This is a genomic window from Sphingomonas sp. SDUR79 (assembly GCF_056821745.1).
This window is the reverse complement of sequence record NZ_JBPDIN010000001.1, coordinates 3,312,924-3,335,390: the sequence shown is the minus strand read 5'-3', so window position 1 is coordinate 3,335,390 and position 22,467 is coordinate 3,312,924. Positions and strand designations below refer to the sequence as shown.

Annotated in this window: 19 protein-coding genes; 10 read left to right on the top strand and 9 right to left on the bottom strand. The window is 67.7% G+C overall.

The window, feature by feature from the left end; all coding sequences use genetic code 11:
• Nucleotides 1-59: 59 nt before the first annotated feature.
• Nucleotides 60-1,883, top strand: coding sequence for a family 43 glycosylhydrolase (locus ACRYLO_RS16480; RefSeq protein ID WP_482661146.1), 1,824 nt, complete (start codon nt 60-62; stop codon nt 1,881-1,883).
• A 119-nt stretch (nt 1,884-2,002) separates the two neighbouring features.
• Here ACRYLO_RS16480 and ACRYLO_RS16475 read toward each other — a convergent pair whose 3' ends face one another.
• Nucleotides 2,003-2,992: a LacI family DNA-binding transcriptional regulator gene (locus ACRYLO_RS16475; protein ID WP_482661145.1), complete on the bottom strand. Its 990-nt coding sequence runs from the start codon at nt 2,990-2,992 to the stop codon at nt 2,003-2,005.
• Nucleotides 2,993-3,172: 180 nt separating this feature from the next.
• Here ACRYLO_RS16475 and ACRYLO_RS16470 point away from each other — a divergent pair, with 180 nt between their 5' ends.
• Nucleotides 3,173-5,470: a glycoside hydrolase family 3 N-terminal domain-containing protein gene (locus tag ACRYLO_RS16470; protein WP_482661144.1), complete on the top strand. Its 2,298-nt coding sequence runs from the start codon at nt 3,173-3,175 to the stop codon at nt 5,468-5,470.
• Between the two features lie 102 nt (nt 5,471-5,572).
• On the opposite strand, the gene ACRYLO_RS16465 is transcribed toward ACRYLO_RS16470, so the two are convergent.
• From ACRYLO_RS16465 to ACRYLO_RS16445, 5 genes are read right to left on the bottom strand one after another with little or no spacing between them, the layout of a single operon-like run.
• Nucleotides 5,573-6,907: an MFS transporter gene (locus ACRYLO_RS16465; RefSeq protein WP_482661143.1), complete on the bottom strand. Its 1,335-nt coding sequence runs from the start codon at nt 6,905-6,907 to the stop codon at nt 5,573-5,575.
• Entirely contained in the window at nt 6,904-10,317 is a 3,414-nt protein-coding gene (locus ACRYLO_RS16460) for a chromosome segregation SMC family protein (RefSeq protein ID WP_482661142.1), read from the bottom strand. Before ACRYLO_RS16460 ends, ACRYLO_RS16465 begins: the two co-directional genes overlap by 4 nt.
• Nucleotides 10,318-10,344: 27 nt before the next feature.
• Nucleotides 10,345-11,082 (bottom strand): thioredoxin domain-containing protein, encoded by a 738-nt coding sequence (locus ACRYLO_RS16455; protein ID WP_482661141.1) that lies wholly within the window; start codon nt 11,080-11,082, stop codon nt 10,345-10,347.
• Between the two features lie 27 nt (nt 11,083-11,109).
• Entirely contained in the window at nt 11,110-11,826 is a 717-nt protein-coding gene (locus ACRYLO_RS16450; RefSeq protein ID WP_482661140.1) for a DsbA family protein, read from the bottom strand.
• Nucleotides 11,826-12,338 carry a DUF721 domain-containing protein gene (locus ACRYLO_RS16445; protein ID WP_482661139.1) on the bottom strand — a complete coding sequence of 171 codons (513 nt, stop codon included), beginning with the start codon at nt 12,336-12,338 and terminating at the stop codon, nt 11,826-11,828. The genes ACRYLO_RS16450 and ACRYLO_RS16445 overlap by 1 nt, the downstream gene beginning before the upstream one ends.
• Before the next feature lie 27 nt (nt 12,339-12,365).
• Between ACRYLO_RS16445 and mutY the strand changes: the two genes are divergently transcribed.
• From mutY to nudC, 3 genes are read left to right on the top strand one after another with little or no spacing between them, the layout of a single operon-like run.
• Nucleotides 12,366-13,415: an A/G-specific adenine glycosylase gene (gene mutY, locus ACRYLO_RS16440; protein WP_482661138.1), complete on the top strand. Its 1,050-nt coding sequence runs from the start codon at nt 12,366-12,368 to the stop codon at nt 13,413-13,415.
• A complete protein-coding gene (locus tag ACRYLO_RS16435; protein ID WP_482661137.1) occupies nt 13,412-14,707 on the top strand; it encodes a serine hydrolase domain-containing protein in 1,296 nt (431 codons plus the stop codon). Before mutY ends, ACRYLO_RS16435 begins: the two co-directional genes overlap by 4 nt.
• Nucleotides 14,707-15,582 (top strand): NAD(+) diphosphatase, encoded by an 876-nt coding sequence (gene nudC, locus ACRYLO_RS16430; RefSeq protein ID WP_482661136.1) that lies wholly within the window; start codon nt 14,707-14,709, stop codon nt 15,580-15,582. Before ACRYLO_RS16435 ends, nudC begins: the two co-directional genes overlap by 1 nt.
• Here the strand turns inward: nudC and ACRYLO_RS16425 are convergent.
• Nucleotides 15,579-16,013, bottom strand: coding sequence for an MAPEG family protein (locus ACRYLO_RS16425; protein ID WP_482661135.1), 435 nt, complete (start codon nt 16,011-16,013; stop codon nt 15,579-15,581). The genes nudC and ACRYLO_RS16425 overlap by 4 nt on opposite strands.
• Nucleotides 16,014-16,216: 203 nt before the next feature.
• Here ACRYLO_RS16425 and rpmF point away from each other — a divergent pair, with 203 nt between their 5' ends.
• The 5 genes from rpmF (at nt 16,217) to ACRYLO_RS16400 (ending at nt 19,193) form a co-directional block, all read left to right on the top strand.
• Nucleotides 16,217-16,396 carry a 50S ribosomal protein L32 gene (gene rpmF, locus ACRYLO_RS16420; RefSeq protein ID WP_294017548.1) on the top strand — a complete coding sequence of 60 codons (180 nt, stop codon included), beginning with the start codon at nt 16,217-16,219 and terminating at the stop codon, nt 16,394-16,396.
• 25 nt (nt 16,397-16,421) lie between these two features.
• Nucleotides 16,422-17,453, top strand: coding sequence for a phosphate acyltransferase PlsX (gene plsX / locus ACRYLO_RS16415; protein ID WP_482661134.1), 1,032 nt, complete (start codon nt 16,422-16,424; stop codon nt 17,451-17,453).
• Nucleotides 17,454-17,476: 23 nt separating this feature from the next.
• Nucleotides 17,477-18,445, top strand: coding sequence for a beta-ketoacyl-ACP synthase III (locus ACRYLO_RS16410; RefSeq protein ID WP_482661766.1), 969 nt, complete (start codon nt 17,477-17,479; stop codon nt 18,443-18,445).
• 117 nt (nt 18,446-18,562) lie between these two features.
• Nucleotides 18,563-18,862: an integration host factor subunit alpha gene (locus ACRYLO_RS16405; RefSeq protein ID WP_482661133.1), complete on the top strand. Its 300-nt coding sequence runs from the start codon at nt 18,563-18,565 to the stop codon at nt 18,860-18,862.
• Nucleotide 18,863: 1 nt separating this feature from the next.
• Nucleotides 18,864-19,193 carry a MerR family transcriptional regulator gene (locus ACRYLO_RS16400; protein ID WP_482661132.1) on the top strand — a complete coding sequence of 110 codons (330 nt, stop codon included), beginning with the start codon at nt 18,864-18,866 and terminating at the stop codon, nt 19,191-19,193.
• On the opposite strand, the gene ACRYLO_RS16395 is transcribed toward ACRYLO_RS16400, so the two are convergent.
• Both ACRYLO_RS16395 and ACRYLO_RS16390 read right to left on the bottom strand, forming a co-directional pair.
• Nucleotides 19,194-19,733 carry a SixA phosphatase family protein gene (locus tag ACRYLO_RS16395; RefSeq protein ID WP_482661131.1) on the bottom strand — a complete coding sequence of 180 codons (540 nt, stop codon included), beginning with the start codon at nt 19,731-19,733 and terminating at the stop codon, nt 19,194-19,196.
• The gene (locus tag ACRYLO_RS16390; RefSeq protein ID WP_482661130.1) at nt 19,730-22,450 is read right to left on the bottom strand and encodes an ATP-dependent DNA helicase; all 2,721 of its coding nucleotides are present in this window, start codon (nt 22,448-22,450) and stop codon (nt 19,730-19,732) included. Before ACRYLO_RS16390 ends, ACRYLO_RS16395 begins: the two co-directional genes overlap by 4 nt.
• Nucleotides 22,451-22,467 lie beyond the last annotated feature (17 nt).

The window sequence follows — 22,467 nt, the reverse complement described above, 5'->3', positions numbered from 1 at the left end:
TCTGTAAACGGTTACAGAACCCTCAAGTGCTTTATGGCGCGGGTTTTTGGAGATGGTCGATGCGTGCAACCCTTGCTCTGGTGCTGGTAAGCCTGTGCGCGACCTCCGCGACTGCGCAGCCGGGCAAGCGGACCTACGCCAATCCGATCGACCTCGATTACCGCTACAATTATGAGCAGGTGAACGAGGATATCTCGTACCGCACCGGCGCCGATCCGGTGATCATCCGGCACAAGGGCGCTTACTATCTCTTCCAGACGCTGGCTGAGGGCTATTGGCGCTCGACCAATTTGATCGACTGGACCTTCATCACCCCCAGCCGATGGGAAAAGGGCGGGTTTGTCGCCCCCGCCGCCTGGTCGGACGGCGAGCGGCTCTACCTGATGCCATCGATGATGGAGCCGGGGTCGGTCTATGTCTCCGACGCGCCGGAGACGGGCAAGCTCGACTATTTCGTGCGCCGCATGCCGCGCCTGCCGGGGCAGATCTGGCCGGGTGGCGAAGCGAACATGAAGCCGGGCGATGTGCCGCCGGGGCCATGGGATCCTGCGCTATTCCTGGACGATGACGGCAAATGGTATTTCTATTGGGGATCGTCCAACGTCTTCCCGCTCTACGGCCTTGAGATCGAGTTCAAGGACGGCCGGATGATCTACAAGGGCCGCGCGACCGAGGCGTTCAAGCTCGACCCCGACAATCATGGCTGGGAACGCTTCGGGCAGGATCATTCGGGTACTTTGCCCGACGGCACCCCGATCAAGCCGTTCATGGAAGGCGCCTGGATGACCAAGGTCGCCGGCACCTATTATCTGCAATATGGCGCGCCGGGGACCGAGTATAACGCCTATGCCAATGGCGCCTACACCGCGAAATCGCCGCTCGGCCCGTTCACCTATGCGCCGTGGAACCCGGTCGCCTACAAACCCGGCGGGTTCGTCGAGGGCGCGGGGCATGGCTCGACGGTGCAGGATCACCACGGCAATTGGTGGAACAGCGGCACGCCCTGGCTTGGCCATAACTGGACGTTCGAGCGCCGGATCAACCTGTTCCCGACGCGGTTCGAGGCGGACGGGCAGATGTGGGCATCGTCGCGCTTCGGCGATTTCCCGCACTGGATGCCGGAGGGGAAGGTCGAGGACATCGAGGGGCTGTTCACCGGCTGGATGCTGCTGTCGTATCGCAAGACGCTGACCGCATCTTCGACCCTGGGGGAGTATGATGCGAGCCGCGCGGCGGACGAGAACCCCCGCACCTTCTGGGTCGCCGCCAGCAAGAAGCAGGGCGAGACGCTGACGATGGATCTGGGCGCGACGAAGACGGTGCGCGCAATCCAGGTCAATTTCGCCGACTACAAGTCCGGCCGTTATGGCGACGCGCCCGACATCTACACCGAGTTTCGGCTGGAGGGATCGCTCGACGGCAAGAGCTGGTCGAAGCTCGCCGAGACCGAGGCCCCGCGCCGCGATCGGCCTAACGCCTATTTCCAGCTCACGACGCCGGCGAAAGTCCGCTTCGTCCGCTATGTGCATGGCCATATCGGCGGCGCGCATCTGGCAATCAACGACCTGCGTGTGTTCGGCAACGCCGATGGCTGCGCGCCCGCGATGCCCGGCGCAGTGGCGGCGATCCGCGACACGGACGAACGCAATGCCACGGTGCGCTGGCGCAAGGTGCCCGGCGCGACCGGCTATAACGTCATGTGGGGCATCCGCCCGGACCGGCTGACGCTGACCTATCAGGTGTTCGCGGATGAGCTGGGTGAGGGCGCGCAGGCGAGTCTCGACCTGCGCGCGCTCAACAAGGGCGTGGGCTATTATGCCGCCGTCGAGGCGTTCAACGAGACCGGAGTGTCGAAGCGCAGCGCCCCGGTACGGGTGCGTTAGAGTCGTTTTCAGCAAAGCTGATCGGCACCAGCCCGCTCCCCCACCCGGCCACCCATAGGATACTGGCGTTGGGTGGCCGGGTGGGGGAGCGGGCTGGTGCCGCCTAACTGAAAACGACTCTAACCGGCGCTGGTCGAGCGTACCACCAACTCGGCTTGATGCAGCTCGGCGCGGGTGTCGGTGCCCTCACCCTCCAGCACGTTGATCACCCGGCCGATCGCTTCCTCGCCAAGTTCGGCAATCCGCACGCGCATCGTGGTCACGCCAAGATAACGCGCGAGCGGGATGTCGTCGAACCCGGCGACGGCGACCTGCCCCGGCACAGCGATCCCCGCGGTACGCAGCCCCTGAAGGCAACCGAGTGCCATCATGTCGTTGGCCGCGAACACCGCGTCGCAGTCGATCGCGCCCGAAGCGATGGCGCGCGCCACCGCCTCGCCCCCTTCCTCGGCAAAATCTCCCGGCAGGACAATGGGTTCGGTGCCGGGCAGGTGCCGCGCGATGCTGGCGCGGAACGCGGTAGCGCGCTCGTCCGCGTCGATATTACCATCCGGCCCGGCGATATGGACGATCCGGCGCCGACCGGTGGCAACCAGATGTGCAACCATCGCCTCGGTCGCGGCGGCGTTGTCGAGCCGTACCGTCGCAAGGTCGGCAATGCTGCGCGGTCCGTTGATGACCACTGCCGGAAGCCCGGTCGGGAGCGCACGGCGCAGCATCGCTTCGGACAGATGCGGGGCCATCACCACCAGTCCGTCGACCCGCCCCCGCATCGCGCGAAGCGCTGCCGCCGCCTGTTCGCTATCGTCATGCATCACCGCGAGCAGCATCACATAGCCGCGCCGGCTCGCCTCACGATCCATGCCGCGCACGAACTCGCTGAAGAACTCGCCATGCAGATCGGGCAGCACCACGCCGATCGCATGGGCGCGGGCCAGGCTGAGGCTGCGCGCGCCAGCATGGGGGACATAGCCCAGTTCGTTCGCGGCAGCGATCACCCGCTCGCGGGTTTCCGCGCGGACATTGCCAAGGCCGTTGAGCGCGCGCGAGACCGAGGCGATCGACACCTGTGCGTGCCGCGCCACATCCCGAATCGTCGCTTCGCCCATACCGTCCTGCCCCCCAAATTGAGAACGTTCTTCTCCACCGGGTCATTCGCGATTGCAAATGGGTTCGTTAGGCGGCATGTAACCGGTTACGGCTTGCCGCGACACCCTGAATTCGGGGCGCGCCATTCTTCCGCCTTTACCGTACCCTAGGGGGTGCGACCCGATCAGGAGAGGACCAACATGCTCGACACCCGGATTTCTCGCCGCGCCGCCCTGATGGGTGCAGGTGCGGTCGCCGCATGGCTGCACAGCCCGGCGCGGGCGTTGATGGGCGAGGCCGCGAAGATTGAGGTCCCGGGCTTCGTCGATGCGCTGATCGCCAAGATGACGCTGGCCGAAAAAGCGGGTCAGCTCAGCCTGATGGCATCGGCCTGGGGCGGCGGCGCGGCGATCGCGATGAACCCGCCAAGCGGGTCGAACTCCAATTTCGCGCAGCAAGTCGACGAAGTGCGTCAGGGCCGCATCACCGGCGTGTTCAACGGCAACAATGCCCGCATGTGCCGCATCATGCAGACCGCGGCGATGAAGGATTCGCGGCTGAAGATCCCGCTGATCTTCGCCGCCGACATCATTCACGGCCACCGCACCATCTTCCCGGTCCCGCTGGGCGAGGCCGCGAGCTTCGAACCGCTGCTGGCGCAGAAGGCCGCCGCAGCCGCATCGTTCGAGGCGGCCGCGGCGGGCATCGACTGGACGTTCGCGCCGATGGTCGACATTGCCCGCGACCAGCGCTGGGGCCGCGGCGTCGAGGGCGCGGGTGAGGATGTGCTGCTCGGCAATTTGTTCGCCGAAGCGCGCGTGCGCGGGTTCCAGGGCAAGAGCCTGAAGGCGATCGACACGATGATGGCGTGCGCCAAGCATTTCGCCGCCTATGGCGCAGCGGAAGCGGGGCTCGACTATAACACCGTCGACGTCTCGGAGCGGACGCTGCGCGAAGTCTATTTCCCGCCGTTCCAGGCTGCCTTTGCAGCGGGCGCACCGACCACGATGGCCGCGTTCAACGAGATTTCCGGCGTCCCGGCGACCGGCAATGAATGGTTGATGCGCAAGATTCTGCGCGATGAATGGGGCTTCGACGGCTTCGTCGTGTCCGATTATACCGGCGACATGGAAATGATCGCGCACGGCTATGCCGCCGATGCGCGTGAGGCGACCAAGCTCGCCTTCATGGCCGGTGTCGACATGAGCATGACCAGCGGTTTCTACCGCGACCACCTGCCCGACCTGGTCGAAAAGGGTGAGGTGCCGATGGCACGCGTCGATGAATCGGTGCGCAAGGTGCTGGCGCTGAAGGCCAAGCTCGGCCTGTTCGAAGACCCGTTCCGCCGCATCGACGAAAAGCGTGAGGCGGCGCGCACCCGGACCAAGGAAAATCTCGCTCTGGCACGTGAGGCGGGCAAGCGCTCGATCGTGATGCTCAAGAATGACGGTGACCTGCTGCCGCTGCCCAAGAGCGGCAAGAAGATCGCGATCATCGGCCCGTTCGCTGAGGGGCAGCACGACCTCAACGGTCCGTGGTGCGTCTATGGCGACAACAAGCAGGCGATCGATCTGGCAACCGGCGTCCGCAATGCGCTCGGCAAGGATGCACCGGTGACCGTGGCGCTCGGCTCCAAGGTCGAAGAACCGCTCGACGGCGGTATCGCGGCAGCGGTGGCGGCGGCCAATGCCGCAGACGTCGTGCTGCTCGCGATCGGCGAGAGCGAGAATATGTCGGGCGAGGCGCAGTCGCGCACCAGCATCACCGTTCCCGCCCCGCAGATGGCACTGGCCGAAGCAGTCGCCGCGACGGGCAAGCCGATCGTCGTGCTGCTCAAGAATGGCCGCGCGCTGGCGCTGGAAGGGGCCGTCAAGAACGCTCCAGCGATCCTCGTCACCTGGTTCCTGGGGTCGGAGAGCGGCAATGCCATCGCCGACGTGCTGTTCGGCGACTATAGCCCGTCGGCGCGGCTGCCGATCAGCTTCCCGCGTGAATCGGGGCAGCAGCCTTATCATTATGCGCACAAGCCGACCGGCCGACCGAACCCGAGCGACGACAAGCTCGAGCCTTACAAGACGCGCTGGCGGACCAGCCCCAACTCGTCGCTGTACCCGTTCGGCCATGGTCTGACCTATGGCAAGGTCGAATATGCGGGCCTGACGCCGCAACAGGGCACGCTGGGCTGGGACGGGGAGATCGCGTTCACCGCAACGATCACCAACCGTGGCACGCGCGCGATCGAGGAAGTGGTGCAGCTCTATATCCGCGACCGTGCGGCGAGCATCACCCGCCCGGTGCGCGAGCTCAAGGCGTTCCGCAAACTGGCGCTGGCCCCCGGTGCGAGCGAGACGGTGCGCTTCGTGCTGCGCCGTCGCGACCTGCAGTTCATCGGCATGGATCTGAAACCCACGGTCGAGCCGGGCCTGTTCGACGTGTGGATCGCGCCGTCGGCGGAAGCGCAGGGCGTGCATTCGACCTTTACCCTCGCAGCGGCCTGACGGCCGCGCGCCCCGGACCTGGTCCGGGATTCGGCACCGCTCCAGCTCCCCCTCCTCCCCCGGGGCGGTGCCGAATTAGGGGGGCGGACCGGTGCTGCTATACTATCCGCGTAGATCCTTGACGATCTGCGCATGCGCCCCGCGCGCGAGCGGGTTCAGCGCCATCATCACGCACGAGAATATGAGGAATGCCAGCGGGACTGCCCCGATGGTCAGCCGCATTGCAGTCAGCGTCGCCGCGCTTTGTTCGACATTGGCGACGTAGCCGGCGGCGTCGAAGCCGAAGCCGATGATCGCTGTCGCGATACCGATCGCCACGCGTTGCAGCAGCGCCGCCATGCCGAACACCGCGCCCTCGACGCGTAAGCCCGTGCGCTGTTCGCCATATTCGATCGTGTTCGGCAGCATCGCCCAGAACACGAAATTGAGCCCGACGATCATCGCCTGCATCGCCATCAGATAGGCCTGCATCACCCCGGCGCGGTGGATGTCGAACAATGCGAATGCGGCGAGTCCCGCGCTGGCGAGACCGGCTGCAAGGAACCACAGCCCGCGCGCGCCGATCCGGCGGCGCAGAAGCATCCATAACGGCACCGACACCGCGCTGACCACGCTCATCGATGCCAGTGCCAGCTGCCCGCTCGCCTCATCATGCAGGAAATATTTGAAATAATAGAGGACGGACTTGTTGAGGATCGTCACTGCGACGATCACCGCCATCATCGCGAGGTTGAGCGTGACGAAGGCGCGGTTCGCGGCGATCACGCGCAATGCGGTGAGCACCGGAACCGGCGCGGCGCGATCGGGCACATCGGCTTCGCGATAGCTGGCGCCGACCAGGGCGAGGATCACGGCTCCGGCAAGCGCAAACAGGATCGCCGCCCCAAAATAGGCGTCTGCCGCCGCCTGCATGCCGAGCAGGCCGGTGCCCAGCGGAACCGTGCCGAGCGCGACGACGATCGCGGCGAGCGTGCCCGACAGCATCCGCACGCCCGCAACGAACGCCCGGTCGTTGCTGTCGGCGCTGACCCGCGCGCTCATCGCCAGATAGGGGACGTTCAAAAAGGCATAGGCGGTGCGGAACAGGATATGGCCTGCAAAGATGCCGACCATTCCCCACATGCCCGGCGCGAGCGGCGGCAGATAGGCAAGCATGAACCCAAGCCCGAGCGGCACGCCACCGAGCGCGAGCAACCGCCCCAGCCCGCCGCGCGGCTCATGCCGGTCGGCGAGCAGCCCGGCGGCGAAATTGGCGATCCCGTCCCATACCGATGCGGCGAGGAAAATCGTCGCCGCCACTCCCACCGGCAGCCCGAGCGCGTCCGTATAGTAGAAGAGCAGGAAGAGCATCGCGCTCTGCCAGTAGAGGTTGAACGCAAAGTCCCCGAAACCGAACAGCGCGAGGCGGAAGCGGGTGGGGCGGGCGGCGACGCTCACTCCGCCGCCAGCAGCGATTCGGCGCCGCCCAGATCGACCGAGACGAGGCGGCTGACGCCGCGTTCGACCATGGTGACACCGAACAGGCGGTGCATGCGGCTCATCGTCGCGGCATTGTGCGTGACGATGAGGTAGCGGGTCGCGGTCTCGCGCGTCATCGCTTCGAGCAGGTCGCAGAAGCGCTCGATATTGGCGTCATCCAGCGGCGCATCGACTTCGTCGAGCACACAGATCGGCGCGGGGTTGGTGAGGAACAGGGCAAAGATCAGCGCAACGGCGGTCAGCGCCTGCTCGCCGCCCGAGAGCAGGGTGAGCGACTGAAGCTTCTTGCCCGGCGGCTGGGCCATGATCTCCAGCCCCGCCTCCAGCGGATCGTCGGAGTCGATCAGTGCGAGATGCGCCTGGCCACCGTTGAACAGGGTCGTGAACAGCCGCCGGAAATGCTGGTCGACCGCTTCGAACGCGGTCAGCAGCCGTTGCCGCCCCTCGCGGTTCAGCGTGCCGATGCTGCCTCGCAGCCGATGGACCGCCTGAATCAGTTCGTCACGCTCGGCGGCTGCGGTCTGCGCGGCGGTGGTGAGTTCGGCCAGTTCGGTCTCGGCGACGAGGTTGACCGGGCCGATCCGCTCGCGCTCCGCGATCAGCCGGTCATGCGCGGCGGATTCATCCTGCGGCCCGCGCACGCTGTCGGGATCGAAGCCGACGCGTTGCGACAGGACCGGCGGCGGGCATTCGAAGCGTTCACCCGACAGGCGGTTCATTTCGACGCGGCGCAGATCGTGATTTTCAGCGCGGGCGACCGCACCGGCGCGCTGCTCGCGCGCTTCGCCCAGCGCATCGCCGGCTGCGCGAACCGCTGCTTCCGTGCCGCGCAGTTCGGCTTCGGCTTCGCGCTCGGCGAGTTGGGCGGCGGCGCTTTCGATGCGCGCTTCCTCGCTCGCGCGCTCGGCCTCAGTGACCGCCGCGTCGAGTTCGGCGGGGCGGGCGGCGAGCGCTTCGGAAGCTTCGGCGAGTTCGATCGCGCGCGCATCCATTTCGGCGATGCGGCGCGCGGCCTCACCGGCACGGGAGGTCCAGCCGCGCCGTTCGGCCTGCGCGGCGGCAAGGCGTTCGCGCGCGGCGGCGATGTCGCGTTCCAGTGCGCCGCGCTCCGCCCGCGCGGTCGCGGCGGCGGTGCGGCGCAGTTCGGCTTCGGACGACAGCGCGCTGACCTTCGCGCGGATTTCGCTGCCATCCGGGAGCGCGGCGCGCGCGGCTTCGGCGCGCTCCACTTCAGCCGAAGCTTCGTCCTGCTCGGCGAAGGTACGCGCCCGGCGGCCTTCAAGATCGGCGCGCTGGGCGTCGAGCCGTTCGAGTGCGGCAGCTGCGCGGTCTTCCGCGCGCGCAGCCTCGCGACCGGCGGTTTCGGCGCTATCGAGCAAGCGGCGGCAATCGGACGCGGCGCGCTTTGCCTCGGCGATCTCCGCCTCGATCCGCGCCAGTTCGGCATCGGCGGCGTCGACCGCGCGGACGGCAGCGGGGCGCGCTTTCTCGATCGCGTGGAGCCGATTGACCCGCTCCAGCCGTTCCGCCGCCGCCGCGCCGCCCGAGCGCGCAACATAACCATCCCAGCGGCGCAGCACGCCCATCAGCGTCACCAGCCGCTGTCCGACGGCGAGCAGCTGGCCGTCGTCGGTCTCTGCAACCAGCACTTGCGCCAGCCGCCGGGCAAGCGCGGGCGGTGCGGTAACGTGCGCAGCAAGCGGCGTTGTCCCGCGCGGCGGCGATGGGTCGCCGGGCAACTGGTCAGCCCCCGCCCAATGGCGCTCGCCCGCGGGATCAAGGCCAGCCTCCAGATCGTCGCCCAGCGCGGCGGCGAGCGCGCGTTCATAGCCGGGCGCCACCGTCAGCCGGTCGAGCAGCCGTTCCTTGCCGCTGGGTCGCGTGGCTTTGGACAGCGCCGCTGCCTCGCTATCCAGCTGGGCGAGTTCGGCATGCGCCTCGGCGCGGGCGGATTGCGCGCGGCTGCGCGACTCGATTGCGGCGCGTTCGGCAGCATCTGCCCGGGTCAGGCCGGTGCGCGCGGATTCGGCCTGATGCGCCGCCTGCGCGCGCGCATCCGCGGCGCGCTGGCGCTCGGCGGCGAGCGGGGCGGGATCGCCGAGTGCGCGAATCTCTGCCTCGACCCGCGCCCCCTCGCGTGTCGCGCGTTCGGCGCGGGTCCGCGCGGCGGCGAGCGCGGCGTCGGCGACGCGCGTCTCGGCGGCTTCGGCGGCCTGAGCAGCGAGCGCCTGCGCCAGCGCCACCTCGGCATCGCGGGCGGCGCGTTCGGCGTCGGTCAGCGCAGCGTCGAGATCGGGCATCCGCGCCGTCGCTTCGGCAATGCGCGCATTGAGCGCCTGTGTTTCGCTGTCGAGCCGGGCGAGCGCATCGGCGGCATCGCGGGCAAGCGCGCCTTCGCGCTCCTTATCGGTCTCCAGCCGCGCAGCCGAATCGTGCAGCTCGGCAATCCGCCGGTCGATCGCGGCGCGTTCGCTGCGCAGTGTCGCGAGCCGGTGCATCGCCTCGCTCGCGCGGTCGCGCTGGGCCAGCGCAGCGGCGCGAGCAGTGGCGAGCGTGGTCGCAACCGCCTGTTGCGCGGCGAGCGCGCTTTCCTGCGCTGCGGTGCGTTCGGCAACCAAAGCCTCGGCGGCGGCGGCTTCCTGCTTCGCCGCATCGGCGGCGGCAGCGGCGTCGCGCCAGCGGGCGAAGATCATCCGCGCCTCGGCGGTGCGGATCCGGTCGGACAGTTCGCGATACCGCTCGGCCTGCCGCGCCTGTCGCTTCAGCGCGGCGGCGCGCGCCTCCTGATCGCTGATCAGTTCATCGAGCCGGGTCAGATTGGCCTCGGTCGCGCGCAGCTTTTGTTCGGCGTCCTTGCGCCGGACATGCAGGCCGGAAATGCCTGCCGCCTCTTCAAGCATCTGGCGGCGCTCGCCCGGCTTGGCCTGGATGATCGCGCCGATCCGCCCTTGGCTGACCAAGGCAGGGGAATGCGCGCCGGTCGCGGAGTCGGCGAACAGCAGGCCGACATCCTTGGCGCGCACGTCGCGGCCATTGATGCGATAGGCCGACCCCGCGCCCCGCTCGATCCGGCGGACGACTTCCAGTTCGCCGTCATCGGGGCCGCCAGCCTGTTCGGCGAGGATCGAGACTTCGGCAAAATCGCGCTGCGGGCGGCTGGCGGTGCCCGCGAAGATCACGTCCTCCATCCCCGCGCCGCGCATCGATTTTGCGCTGTTCTCGCCCATCGCCCAGCGTAACGCTTCGAGCAAATTGGACTTGCCGCAGCCATTGGGGCCGACGATGCCGGTCAGCCCCGGCTCGATGCGCAGGTCGGCGGGGTCGACGAAGCTCTTGAACCCCGTCAGGCGGAGCCGCTTGATCTGCATGTCAGCGGCCCCGCCCGGTCATGGGGTTCAGGCGCCTGCAGCTTTCAGCGCGGCTTCGACCTGCGGCCAGGTGCCGGTGTTTTCCAGCACCTTGCCATTGAGGATGAAGGTCGGGGTTCCGGAGATATTATACTGCTTCTGCCCATCCTCAGCCGCCTTCACCAGCGCGTCGGTGGCTGCCGAATCGGCGAGACACGCGCGTGCCTGTGATTCCGGGACGCCGCGCTGCTGGACAAAGGCGAGGTAGCCGAACTTCTCCGCCACTGCGGCGATGCGCTGTTGCGGGGCCATGGCCTCGACCTGCTGAATGAAAGGATCGCCCTGCTTCGGCCCATTGCTCATCAGCGTCTGCTGTTCGGCGAACATCTGATCGAGGATCGCAAAGAACGGACCTGGACCGGCGCACTGGCCCGCCAGTGCCGCGCCGACGTCGATCTGATTGAGCAGGAAGTCGCGGAATTCGAAGCTGACCTTGCCGGTCGCGATATAGGCCTTGAGCGGCTCCATGCCGGTGACGGCAAAATTCGCGCAATGGCCGCAGGTGCGCGAGCCATATTCGATCAGCTTGATCGCCGCATCGGGGTTGCCCATGCGGAAGCCGCCTTCGGGCGTCTTGACCACCGTGTCGACCCATTGGGTGCCCGCCGGGGCGGATGCGCCCGCAACCGGGGCCGCAGGCGCGGCGGTGCTGTTATTGCCGGCATTGTCGCCACCGCAGCTGGCCAGAGCCAGTGCCGATACCAGGCCGATTGCAATTCGCTTCAAGTTACGTCTCCACGCTTGGGGGATGGGTCAGCGCGCGCCGGCGGCGCGCAGTTGGGGTTCGAGCGTTTCCCAATGGTCGCCGCCACCGGTTTTGCCATTGATCACGAAAGTCGGCGTACCCTTGATCACTTTCCACGACGCATCGGCCATCGCGGTCAGGCGGTTGAGATCGGTCGAGGTGGCGAAGCAGCGGTCGATCGTCGCATCGCTCATGCCGCGACTACGCATCAGCGTGCTGAGGCCCGACCCTTCCGCTGCGGCCTTAAGCTGCATCAGCCGGGTTTCCGACTGCAGCGCCGCCGCGTTGGCGCTCCACCACGCCGCACCGCGACGCGCCCAGTCGCGCTGCTCGGCAAAGATCGCATCGGTCGCGCTGACAAAGCCACCCGGCCCCGCACAGCGGGCGAGCAGTGCGGCGGCCATGTCGATCGGATCGCGCACGGCATGGCGCACCTCGACGCGCACCGCGCCGCGTCGCACATAGCCGTCCTTCAACGGCACCTTCGCTTCAGCCATGAAATGTGCACAACTGCCGCAGGTGTAGCTCAAATATTCGACCAGCCTCACCGGTGCGCCGGGATTGCCGATGATAATGGCACCCGACGGCGCCTGAACGACGTACGTTGCCCAGTCGCGTGGGGCGGCAGCTTTCTTCGGCTGTTGAGCGGTCGCCCCACCTGCAATCGCCCCACCTGCAATCAGGGCCAGCGCGGTCAGCGGCGCGATCAGCGCAAACGGACGCATCAGTCGATCTTTCCAAGTTTGGGCACGGGGGCGGCAAGTCCGGCGCCGAGCCCTTCAAGCACCGCCCGCAATTCGGGATCGACGATCGCGCGCAGGCTGTCGCCAAGTTCGGCTGGAAGCGGCGCGGCAGGCACCGGTGCGGCGGGTTTCGGCTTGCGCGCGACCTCACCCTGGCGGATCGCGACCCGGCCGACTGCGGGATAGCCGAAGAAGCGGTTGACCCGCTCGACGATCTCGGGCGCGATATGCTGCATCATCGGGGCGTGCGCACCCTGCACGACCAGGCTGAGCACCCCGTTCGACCGCTCGCCGCGCGGGAAGCGAATCGATTCGGGGGATGACACGCCAGCATAGCGTTCGCCGACGATCTCGCTCCAGCGGCTGAGCACCGCGCTCTGGACGAAGCCGAACTTGCGGAACGCGACGCGGCCGACGTCGGGCACCAGATCCGCGACGGCGCGGACCCGGTTGCTGCGGCGAGGTTCGTCGGTCGTGGCGCGCGGCTTACTCATTCGCCCGGTCCATGCCATAGCCGGGGCGTGCCCGACAATGTTTCTCGCGCCATCGCCGATCAGTTGCTCGCCTGGTATGATGCCAATGCCCGGATGCTGCCGTGGCGCGCGCCGCCGGGAACACCGCCGCCCGACCCCTATCGCGTGTGGCTGTCCGAAGTGATGCTGCAGCAGACTCAGGTTGCGGCGGTGATCCCCTATTTCGAGGCATTCACGACGCGCTGGCCCGATTTCGCGAGCCTTGCGGCGGCGGATGATGCCGATGTGATGAGCGCATGGGCGGGGCTTGGTTATTATGCCCGCGCACGTAACCTGCTCGCCGCAGCGCGGGCGGTGGCGGGGCAGCATGGGGGGCAGTTGCCGGGAGACGAGGCCGCACTGCGCAAGCTGCCGGGTTTCGGAGCCTATACCGCGGCGGCGGTGGCGGCGATTGCGTTCGGGCAGCGCGCGGTGGTGGTCGACGGTAATGTCGAGCGGGTGGTGACGCGGCTGTTTGCCGTGGCCGACCCGTTGCCGGGAGCGAAGCCACAGGTCCGCGCGCTGACCGATTCGATCACGCCGAGCGCGCGCGCGGGCGATTTTGCGCAGGCGATGATGGATCTGGGCGCGACGATCTGTACCCCGCGCAGTCCCAAATGCCTGCTCTGTCCGCTTGCCGAAGCCTGCGCCGCGCGGCGGGCGGGGATGCCTGAGGCATTTCCGGTCAAGGCGAAGAAGGCGGTTCGGCCCGTGCGGTACGGCACCTTCTTCTGGCTGGCGCGCGATGGCGCGGTGCTGTTGGTCCGTCGCCCCGCCAAGGGGTTGCTGGGCGGCATGCGCGCGCTGCCGACCGGGCCGTGGGCGGATAGCCCGCCGGGACTCGCTGACGCGCCGGTCGCCGCCGCCTGGACGCTCCGCAACGCGGCGATCCGCCATGTGTTCACGCATTTCGAGCTGAACGCCGTGCTTGCGACTGCAACACTCGCGCGTCACATAGGCGCGGTCGAGGGCGATTGGTGGCCGATCGAGCGACTGGATGAGGCAGGACTTCCGCGGCTGTTCGCCAAGGCGGTCGAGGCGATGGAGAGCGAAGCATGAAGCGGACCTGGATGATCGGTGGCGCTGCGGCGCTGGCGCTGGCGACGACGCAAACGGCGGCGTTCGGACAGGCGGCGACTGCGACGCAGACGGCGGCTCCGGTCGAGGCGCTGGCGAAGGATTATGTCGCGCAGAACCGCGCACAGGGCATCGTCATCTCCTATGGCGTCGGCGATTCGGCGCCGGTATTTGCCAGTGCAGGCCGCATCGCGGTGGAGCCTGACGCCGCCGCAGCCACGCCCGATTCGCTGTGGCGCGTCTATTCGATGACCAAGCCGATCACCGCCATGGCGGCGATGATGCTGGTCGAGGACGGCAAGCTGAAGCTGGATCAGCCGATCGCGCACTTCTTCCCGGGCTTCCGCGAGATGAAGGTGCTGACCGATCCGGCCAATAGCCTCGATAGCCGGCCGGCGACGACGCAGATCACGGTTCGGCATCTGCTGACCCACACGGCGGGCCTTGGCTATTCGATCATCACCAAGGGGCCGCTGCTCAAGGAATATGAGCGGCTGGGCATCACGCCGGGCGCAGTCAACGCGGCACTGGAGGCGCAGGCGCGGCCGTTGCGGCCCAAAAGCCTCAAGGAATTTGCCGAGCGGGTTGCGACGCTGCCGCTGATCGCCGAGCCGGGCACCAAGTGGAGCTATTCGATCAGCCTCGACCTGCTGCCCGCGATCATCGAGGCGGCGGCAGGAATGCCCTATGAGCAATTCTTGCAGACGCGATTGCTCGGGCCGCTCAAGATGAGCTCGACCTATTGGACGGTGCCGCAGTCGGAAATCGGGCGGTTCGCGACCAACTATGCCTGGGCGGGCGAGAATCGCATTCCGTTCGATCCGGCCAGGAGCTCGGCCTGGCTGACACCGCCCTCCTTTCCTTATGGCGGAGCGGGGCTGGTAATGTCGGCACGCGACTATGACCGCTTCCTGCACATGCTGGCCAATGGCGGCGCGGTCGATGGCGTCCGCGTGATGAAGCCTGAGACTGTGCGACTCGCCATGTCGAACCTGTTGCCCGCCGGCGTGACTTATGGAGGCGCGCCGAGCGGAAGCGGCGGGGCGATGGGTCCAAAAATGGGCTATGGCGCGGGCGGATCGGTGCAGCTTGAGGATGTTCCGGGCGGCGCCGGCAAGGGCACCTATGGCTGGGGCGGCGCGGCCGGCACGGTCGCTTGGGTCGACCCGTCGAAGAAGATTCGCGGGACGGTGATGGTCAATTACTTCCCGTCGGACAAATGGCCGCTGCGGGCCGATGCGGTCAAAGCGGTCTACGCCCAAGCAGGACGCTGATGCGCCTCGAAGTCGGGTTCACTGGCGGCGTGCTCGACCGCGCCGACCGCGAACGCAATAACCCTGAGGCGCTGGCGGCGGCACTGGGCGACTGGCGCGCGCGGCTGCTGAAGCTGGGCGGACTCGACCCCGAGCTGGACGGCGAGGGGCGGCTGGTCTGGGTGAGCCTCGCCGACCTGCCCGAGGATGCCGAGCCGCTGTTCCTCGGCTATATCGACGGCAAGCCGCATTTCGCACCTCTGCGCATGGGCCAGCGGCATGGCGCGGCGCGCTCGCCCGCCTTGTTCGCGATGCTCGGATTGATGCCGCCCGATCAGGCGAGCCTCTATGCCTGCGCGCGCAGCCTGGTCGACTGGCATCAGCGCCACGGTTTTTGCGCGGCATGTGGCAGCGCCACCGAGCTCTTTCGCGCGGGTTGGGCGCGGCGGTGCTCCGGTTGTGGCGCGGAGCATTTCCCGCGCACCGATCCGGTGGTGATCATGCTGGCGGAATATGACGGGCGCGCACTGCTTGGGCGGCAGGCGGCATGGCCGGCCGGGCGCTACTCCGCGCTCGCCGGGTTCGTCGAGGTCGGCGAATCGATCGAGGAGGCCGTGGCGCGGGAGACGCTCGAAGAAGCAGGCGTGCACGTGACGGACGTACGCTACGTCGCCAGCCAGCCCTGGCCGTTCGCTTCCTCGTTGATGATCGCCTGCATCGCGCGTGCCGAAGACGACACGCTATCGCTCGATACGACCGAGATCGAGGATGCGATGTGGGTGACCCGCGACGAGGTGCGCGCGGCGCTGGCGGGCGATTCGGAGGCGCGGTTCATCGCCCCGCCGCGCTACGCGATCGCCCACAGCCTGCTCAGCGCATGGGTGGCGGAAGACTAGCCCGACGTTTCGACCAGCTCGATCGTTTCCGAGTCGCCGAACGCAAAATAGGGGATCGCTGCGGCATATCCCGCCAGACCGATCGTCACGAGCAGCGTGACGACGATGCCGATCATGCGCCCGGGGAACCAGCCGTCCATCCCGAAGGCGTGGAGGATGCGCCCGGCAACGAACAGCGCGGCGACCGCCCACAGCCAGGTCTCGGTCCCGACCGCCAGTTCGATCAGTGCGATCAGGATCAACACGAACGGCGCGTGCTCGACGAAATTGAGCTGGGCGCGCATCCGCGCGGTCAGCCGGGTGCTGCCCCCGTCACCGACTAGGATCTTTTCAGCGCGGCGCACCTGCCCGACCCGAAAGGTGAGCCAGGAATTGAGTAGCGCGCAGGCCGCAGCGGCGGCCAGCGTGACGGGCAGGATGATGGCTTCCATTTACTCTTCCCCCTTTGAAACACTGTGGCTGCCACGGCGCGCACCGCCTTGCAACTTGAACGGAAATCGGTATAGGCGCTCGCTCGCTTTGCGACTGGCCCAGGGCTGTCCGGCGAGTGCCGGACCCCGGTGCTTGCCCGTTCGCCGCCATGGGCGTATCGCGATCCAGGTTTTAAGACGACAGTTCAAGAAGGTTTGCCGAAATGGCCGTCCCCAAGAGAAAAACTTCGCCCAGCCGCCGCGGCATGCGCCGGTCGCACGACGCGCTGAAGGTTGCGGCCTTTCAGGAATGCCCGAATTGCGGCGAGCTGAAGCGCCCGCACGTGCTGTGCGGCGCCTGTGGCCACTATAACGGCCGCGAGATCGTTTCGGTCGAGGGCTGAGCCCGATTAAAGGGGGCCGTCGGTCATGACCTCAAGCGCACGAATCGCCGTCGATGCGATGGGCGGCGATGAGGGGCTGGCGGTCATGCTTGCCGGAGTCGCGCGCGCGCGACGCCGCTTCGATGGCATGCGCTTTCTGCTCGTCGGCGACGAAGCCGCGATTCGCGAGGGGCTAAAGGCCCATCCCAACCTCACCGCTGCGTCCGAAATCGTGCACGCGCCTGAGGTGGTGACCGCCGACGACAAGCCGAGCCAAGCCATTCGCCGCGCCAAGACGACGTCGATGGGCATCGCGATCGACTTGGTGAAGCGCGGCGAGGCCGCTGCTGCGGTTTCCTCCGGCAATACCGGCGCGCTAATGGCGATGGCGAAGCTGTCGCTGCGGACCATGCCGGGAATCGACCGGCCGGCGCTTGCCGCGCGGATGCCGACGCTGGGCGATAATGATGTCGTCATGCTCGACCTGGGCGCGAATACCGAGGTCGATACCCGCAACCTCATCCAGTTTGCCGTGATGGGCGCCGCCTATGCGCGCACTGTGCTCGACCTCGAATCGCCGCGCGTCGCGCTGCTCAATATCGGCACCGAAGAGCAAAAGGGTACCGACATCATCCGCGACGCTGCGCAGCAATTGCGCGCCGCGACCCATCTGCCGCTCCGCTTTACCGGATTTGTCGAGGGCAATGCGATGTCGCGCGGCAATGTCGATGTGATCGTGTGCGACGGCTTTTCGGGCAATATCGCACTCAAGACGGTCGAGGGCACCGCGCGCTTCGTCGCCGATCTGCTGCGCCGCGCCTTTTCCAGCTCGATCCGCTCGAAGATCGGCTTCCTGATTTCCAAGCCAGCCACCGAATTGCTGCGCCATCATCTCGACCCCAATAATCACAATGGCGCGGTCTTCCTCGGCCTGAACGGCATTGTCGTGAAGAGCCATGGCAGCGCCAATGAGATCGGGGTGGACACCGCGATCGGCGTCGCCGCCAAGATGATACGCGACGATCTGACCCGCCGCATCGCCGAGGATCTCGGCAATTTCGAGGCCCAGGCAGCATGACTGACTTAAGCGCCGTCGCAACCATGCGGCGTGCAGTGATCACCGGGACCGGATCGGCGCTGCCGCGCCGCCGCGTTGCCAATGCCGAGCTGGCCGAGCAGATCGACACGTCCGACGAATGGATCGTCGAACGCACCGGCATTCGTTTTCGCTATATTGCCGGCGATGACGAAACCACTGCGACGCTTGCGACCGATGCAGCGCGGGCGGCTCTGGCGGCGGCCGGGATCGATGCGCAGGCGGTCGACCTGATCGTACTGGCGACGGCGACGCCCGACCAGACCTTCCCCGCCAGCGCAACCCGCGTTCAGGCGGCGCTGGGCATCGACGATTGCGTAGCGTTCGACGTGGCAGCGGTCTGCTCGGGCTTTCTCTATGCGGTGCAGGTCGCGGACAGCATGATCCGGGCGGGCAGCGCGAATCGCGCGCTGGTGATCGGGGCGGAAACGTTCAGCCGGATTCTCGACTGGGAAGATCGCACCACCTGTGTCCTGTTCGGCGACGGTGCCGGCGCGATCGTGATGGAAGCACAGGAGACTGCGGTCGACGGCGGGCGCGGGGTATTGGCCACCAAGCTGCATGCCGATGGGCGGCACAATCAGCTGCTCTATGTCGATGGCGGCCCGTCGACCACCGGGACCGTGGGCAAGCTGCGCATGAAGGGCAAGGAAGTGTTCCGCCACGCGGTGGTCAATCTCGCCGCAGTGATGAATGAGGGTCTGGCGGCGGCGGGACTCGCGGCGGAGGATGTCGACTGGGTCGTGCCGCATCAGGCGAACGCCCGCATCCTTGACGCCACCGCCAAGAAGCTGGGCCTTGCACCCGAAAAGGTCGTGGTGACGGTCGATCAGCACGCCAACACGTCCGCCGCTTCGGTGCCGCTGGCGCTCGACACGGCAGTACGCGACGGGCGGATCAAGCCGGGCGACCTGCTGGTGCTCGAGGCGATGGGCGGCGGCTTTACCTGGGGCGCGGCGGTCGTTCGCTTTTGAAAGGCCGGCGATCACGCCCGCTACGGTAATACTACGGTATCGTAACGTGGGCGCAACGATGGTTGCACCGGTCCCTCAATGTGTTACGGTAACAAGACGGGGCAGGAGGGTTAAGGAATGGCAACCGCCGCGACGTTGACCAGGGCCGATCTCGCCGACGCGCTGCACCGCGACGTTGGCCTGTCGCGTGCCGACGCCGCTCGACTGGTCGAACAGATTCTCGGCCATATGTGCGAGGCGCTCGCCAATGGCGAGAATGTCAAGATTTCGGGCTTCGGCAGCTTCGTGCTGCGCGACAAGGGTGAGCGGGTCGGGCGCAATCCCAAAACCGGGGTCGAAGTGCCAATCGCACCGCGCCGAGTATTGACTTTCCGGGCCAGCCAGATGCTGCGCGACCGGATCGTCAACGGGGGATGACATGGCAGCCGGTCCGGAAAAGGGCCCCGAGGCCTTCCGGACGATCGGCGAGCTTGCGCAGGAAATCGGTCGCCCTCAGCATATCCTGAGATATTGGGAAACGCGATTTTCTCAGCTGCGCCCGCTGCAGCGGGCGGGCGGGCGACGCTATTATCGGCCCGACGATGTTGCGCTGGTGCGTCGTATCGATGCGCTGCTCAGCCGCGAGGGCTATTCGATCCGGGGCGTCCAGCGGCTGCTCGACGCGGAGCGCAGCGCACGGTGCGGGCGGACCGACTCGCTCCGCGCCCTGCGCGATTCGCTCCATGGGGCGCTGAGCGAGGACGGTTGATCAGCGCTCCGGCCCCAGCGCGGGGTCAAGGTCGCGCGGGCGCACGAACCGGGCCAGGGTTCCGGTATTGGACCGGATCGCGGTCCAGTCGCTTGTGTCAAAGGTGATCACCGCCAAGGCGGCAGTCGGGAATTTCTCCTCAACCGAATCGCGCAGCGCGTCGCCGGCACGGTCGGGGACAAGCATCAGGATCAGATCCTCCAGACCCGGATTATGACCGATCAGCAATGCGCTGTCGGCTCCTTCGGGCAATTCGTGGATCACGTCGAGCAAGGTCGAGGCCGAAGCGAGATAGATGCGACGGTCCCATGCCGGGGCGAGCGCGCTGCCAAAACCGGTCTCAACCTGCTCCACCGTCTCGACGATTCGCACTGCGGGCGAGGCGACGACATGGTCGAAGGTCAGCCCTTCGCCGCGCATGTGCCGGCCGACGGTCACTGCCGCGCGCTGCCCGCGGGCGTTGAGCGGTCGGTCGAAATCGCGCGCGACGGCATCGTCCCAGCTCGACTTGGCATGGCGCAGCACCGTCAACGTCTTCATCGGTCCTCCCGATCGGCGGTTTCCTGCGCCTTCTGCCCGAGCGATGCGACGGAGGAAAGACGCTGTACCCGTTCCACTGCCGCATCGAGCGTGAGCCGCACTACGGGTGTGCCGGGCGGGAAGGCGTCGAGGAGGCGCGAGGGCGTGGCGGCGGAAAGCAGTACGAACGCGCCCGAATCGTCGGCACGGCGGATCAGTCGTCCGAATGCCTGCGCGAGCCGCGCGCGGACGATGCGGTCGTCATAAGCGCTGCCGCCGCCGGCCAGTCGGCGCGCGGCGTGCAACACGCTCGGCTTGGGCCAGGGCACGCCCTCCATCACCACCAGCCGCAGCGAGTTGCCGGGGACATCGACCCCGTCGCGCAAAGCGTCGGTGCCGATCAGGGAAGCGCGCGGATCGTCGCGGAAGATGTCGACCAGCGTGCCGGTATCGATCGGATCGACATGCTGGGCGTAGAGCGGCAGCCCCTCACGCGCGAGCCGATCGGCGATGCGGGTATGAACCGCGCGCAGCCGCCGGATCGCGGTAAAGAGACCCAGCGTGCCGCCCTGTGCCGCAACGATCAGCCTGGCATAGGCGGCGGCGAGCGCGCCCATGTCGCCGCGCTTGATATCGGTGACGATCAGCACTTCGGCCTGGCGCGGATAGTCGAAGGGCGAGGCGGCTTCGAACTGCTGGGCGGGGTGCGTGAGGTGCTGGGCGCCGCTGCGCTGTACGGCAACGTCCCAGTCCCCGCCCGCGCGCAAGGTCGCGGAGGTGACGAGCGCGCCGTGCGCCGGCTTCAGCACCGTTTCGGCGAACGGCCTGGTTGGGTCGAGCCAGCGGCGGTGAATACCGATATCGATCTCCCGCCCTTCGATGCGTTCGACGGCGAGCCAGTCGACAAAGTCGGCAGTGGCGGGGCCGCCGATGCGCGCAACGAGCGATAGCCAGGCGGCGACAGTTTCCGCGCGCCACCCCAGCGAGGCGATCGCGCCCTCGATCCGGGCGCGCGCTTGCCCGTCCATCCAGTCAGGGGCCTCGTCGAGCACCGCCTCCAGCCGCCGCCCGAGCGCCATCATCGGACGCAACAGCGATTCGAGCGCGGCGACGGCGGGCGGAATCGCGTCGATCAGCGGGGCGTCGGGCTCGGCCAGCTCGGTCTCGATGCCATAACCGGCCTCGCCCGGGCCAGCGGTGTCGCGGGCGTAGACGAGGCCGCGCACAGCGCCGAGAAGCTGCTCGATCGCGCCGAACGGCTGCCCCTCGGCCAGGCGTTGAAGCCAGCCGTCGGACGGCAGCGCGCGGGCGGCGTCCACCGCGTCACTGATCGCGCGCGCGCCGGCATCGTCATAGCTGGCCACGTCCGAAAGGCGTGCCGCAAGCCCCCGCCGCCGTCCGCGCGAATTGCCCTCAGGGCCGGTGATCCAGCGGCGCAGCTCGATCGTCTCCTGCCCCGACAGCGCGACGCCGAACATCGCATCGGCGGCGTCAAACAGATGGTGGCCCTCGTCAAAGACATAGCGGGTCGGTCGGGTGGTGGCTTCGCGACCGCGCGCGGCGTTGACCATCACCAGCGCATGATTGGCGATGACGATATCGGCGTCCGCGCTCGCCCGCGCCGCGCGCTCGATGAAGCATTTGCGGTAATGCGGGCAGCCGGCATAGACGCACTCGCCGCGCCGGTCGGTCAGCGCGGTCGATCCGTTGCGGCGGAACAGCACCGGGAGCCAGCCGGGCAGGTCGCCGCCGATCATGTCGCCATCGGCGGTATAGGCAGCCCAGCGCGCGACCAATTGGGCAAGGATCGCCGCGCGACCCGCAAACCCGCCCTGCAGCGCGTCCTCCAGATTGAGCAGGCAAAGATAGTTCTCGCGCCCCTTGCGCGTGACGATGCGGCGTTTGCGCTCTTCGGGGTCGGCAAACAGCCGCTCGCCTTCATGCCCGAGCTGCCGTTGCAGCGCCTTGGTAAAGGTGGAGATCCACACCACGCCATCGGCCTGTTGCGCCCAGAGCGAGGCGGGGGCGAGATAGCCCAGTGTCTTGCCGATCCCCGTCCCGGCCTCAGCCAGCACGAGATTGGGCGAATCGCGCATTGTGCGTGGTGCGAAGGCGCTCGCGACGGCTTCGGCATAAAGGCGCTGGCCTGCGCGCACCTCCGCACCCGATCCCGTCAGCGCCGCGAGCCGATCGCGCACCGCGTCGGGGTCCAGCGTCACGGTGCGCGGTGGCGTGCGCGGCGCAGCTTCGCTCCACTCGGGCAAGCGCGAGAATAGCCAGCGTTCGGCCTTCTCGGGACGCGACAGGCGCTGCGAAAGCGCCGGAGCCCAGCTCCAGCGCAGTTTGGTCAGCGACTGGGCGGCGTGCCATGCGCCCTCCCGCTCCGGCCAGTCGGTTTCGGCAAGGGCGAGCATCGCGCTGGCAGCGTCGCGCAGGAACGGGGCGACCGCTGCATCGTCGACGGGCTCGGCGATGCCCAGCATGCGCGCCATGCCGCGTGGGGTCGGCACCATGAACCGCGCTGGGCGCAGAAAAGCGAACAACTCGAGCAGATCGAGCCCGGAGAGATCGGGATAGCCCAGGCGCTGTGCCGTCAATGGCGCATTGAGCAGGATGACCGGTGTGTCGGCGGCGATCCGCACCGCCTCCCCCCGCCCGACACTGCGCGTGCTGTCAGCGGTTGCGATCCAGATACCGCCATGGCTGGCGTGGAGCGCAGGATAGGGGAGCGGATTCACCAACTGCCTCGCGTCAT

Bases quoted from the DNA above. Each gene is read 5' to 3' on its own strand.
- ACRYLO_RS16480 (WP_482661146.1), top strand. From the start codon at position 60: ATGCGTGCAACCCTTGCTCTGGTGCTGGTAAGCCTGTGCGCGACCTCC.
- ACRYLO_RS16475 (WP_482661145.1), bottom strand. From the start codon at position 2,992: ATGGGCGAAGCGACGATTCGGGATGTGGCGCGGCACGCACAGGTGTCG.
- ACRYLO_RS16470 (WP_482661144.1), top strand. From the start codon at position 3,173: ATGCTCGACACCCGGATTTCTCGCCGCGCCGCCCTGATGGGTGCAGGT.
- ACRYLO_RS16460 (WP_482661142.1), bottom strand. From the start codon at position 10,317: ATGCAGATCAAGCGGCTCCGCCTGACGGGGTTCAAGAGCTTCGTCGAC.
- ACRYLO_RS16450 (WP_482661140.1), bottom strand. From the start codon at position 11,826: ATGCGTCCGTTTGCGCTGATCGCGCCGCTGACCGCGCTGGCCCTGATT.
- ACRYLO_RS16445 (WP_482661139.1), bottom strand. From the start codon at position 12,338: ATGAGTAAGCCGCGCGCCACGACCGACGAACCTCGCCGCAGCAACCGG.
- ACRYLO_RS16435 (WP_482661137.1), top strand. From the start codon at position 13,412: ATGAAGCGGACCTGGATGATCGGTGGCGCTGCGGCGCTGGCGCTGGCG.
- nudC (WP_482661136.1), top strand. From the start codon at position 14,707: ATGCGCCTCGAAGTCGGGTTCACTGGCGGCGTGCTCGACCGCGCCGAC.
- ACRYLO_RS16425 (WP_482661135.1), bottom strand. From the start codon at position 16,013: ATGGAAGCCATCATCCTGCCCGTCACGCTGGCCGCCGCTGCGGCCTGC.
- rpmF (WP_294017548.1), top strand. From the start codon at position 16,217: ATGGCCGTCCCCAAGAGAAAAACTTCGCCCAGCCGCCGCGGCATGCGC.
- plsX (WP_482661134.1), top strand. From the start codon at position 16,422: ATGACCTCAAGCGCACGAATCGCCGTCGATGCGATGGGCGGCGATGAG.
- ACRYLO_RS16410 (WP_482661766.1), top strand. From the start codon at position 17,477: ATGCGGCGTGCAGTGATCACCGGGACCGGATCGGCGCTGCCGCGCCGC.
- ACRYLO_RS16405 (WP_482661133.1), top strand. From the start codon at position 18,563: ATGGCAACCGCCGCGACGTTGACCAGGGCCGATCTCGCCGACGCGCTG.
- ACRYLO_RS16400 (WP_482661132.1), top strand. From the start codon at position 18,864: ATGGCAGCCGGTCCGGAAAAGGGCCCCGAGGCCTTCCGGACGATCGGC.
- ACRYLO_RS16395 (WP_482661131.1), bottom strand. From the start codon at position 19,733: ATGAAGACGTTGACGGTGCTGCGCCATGCCAAGTCGAGCTGGGACGAT.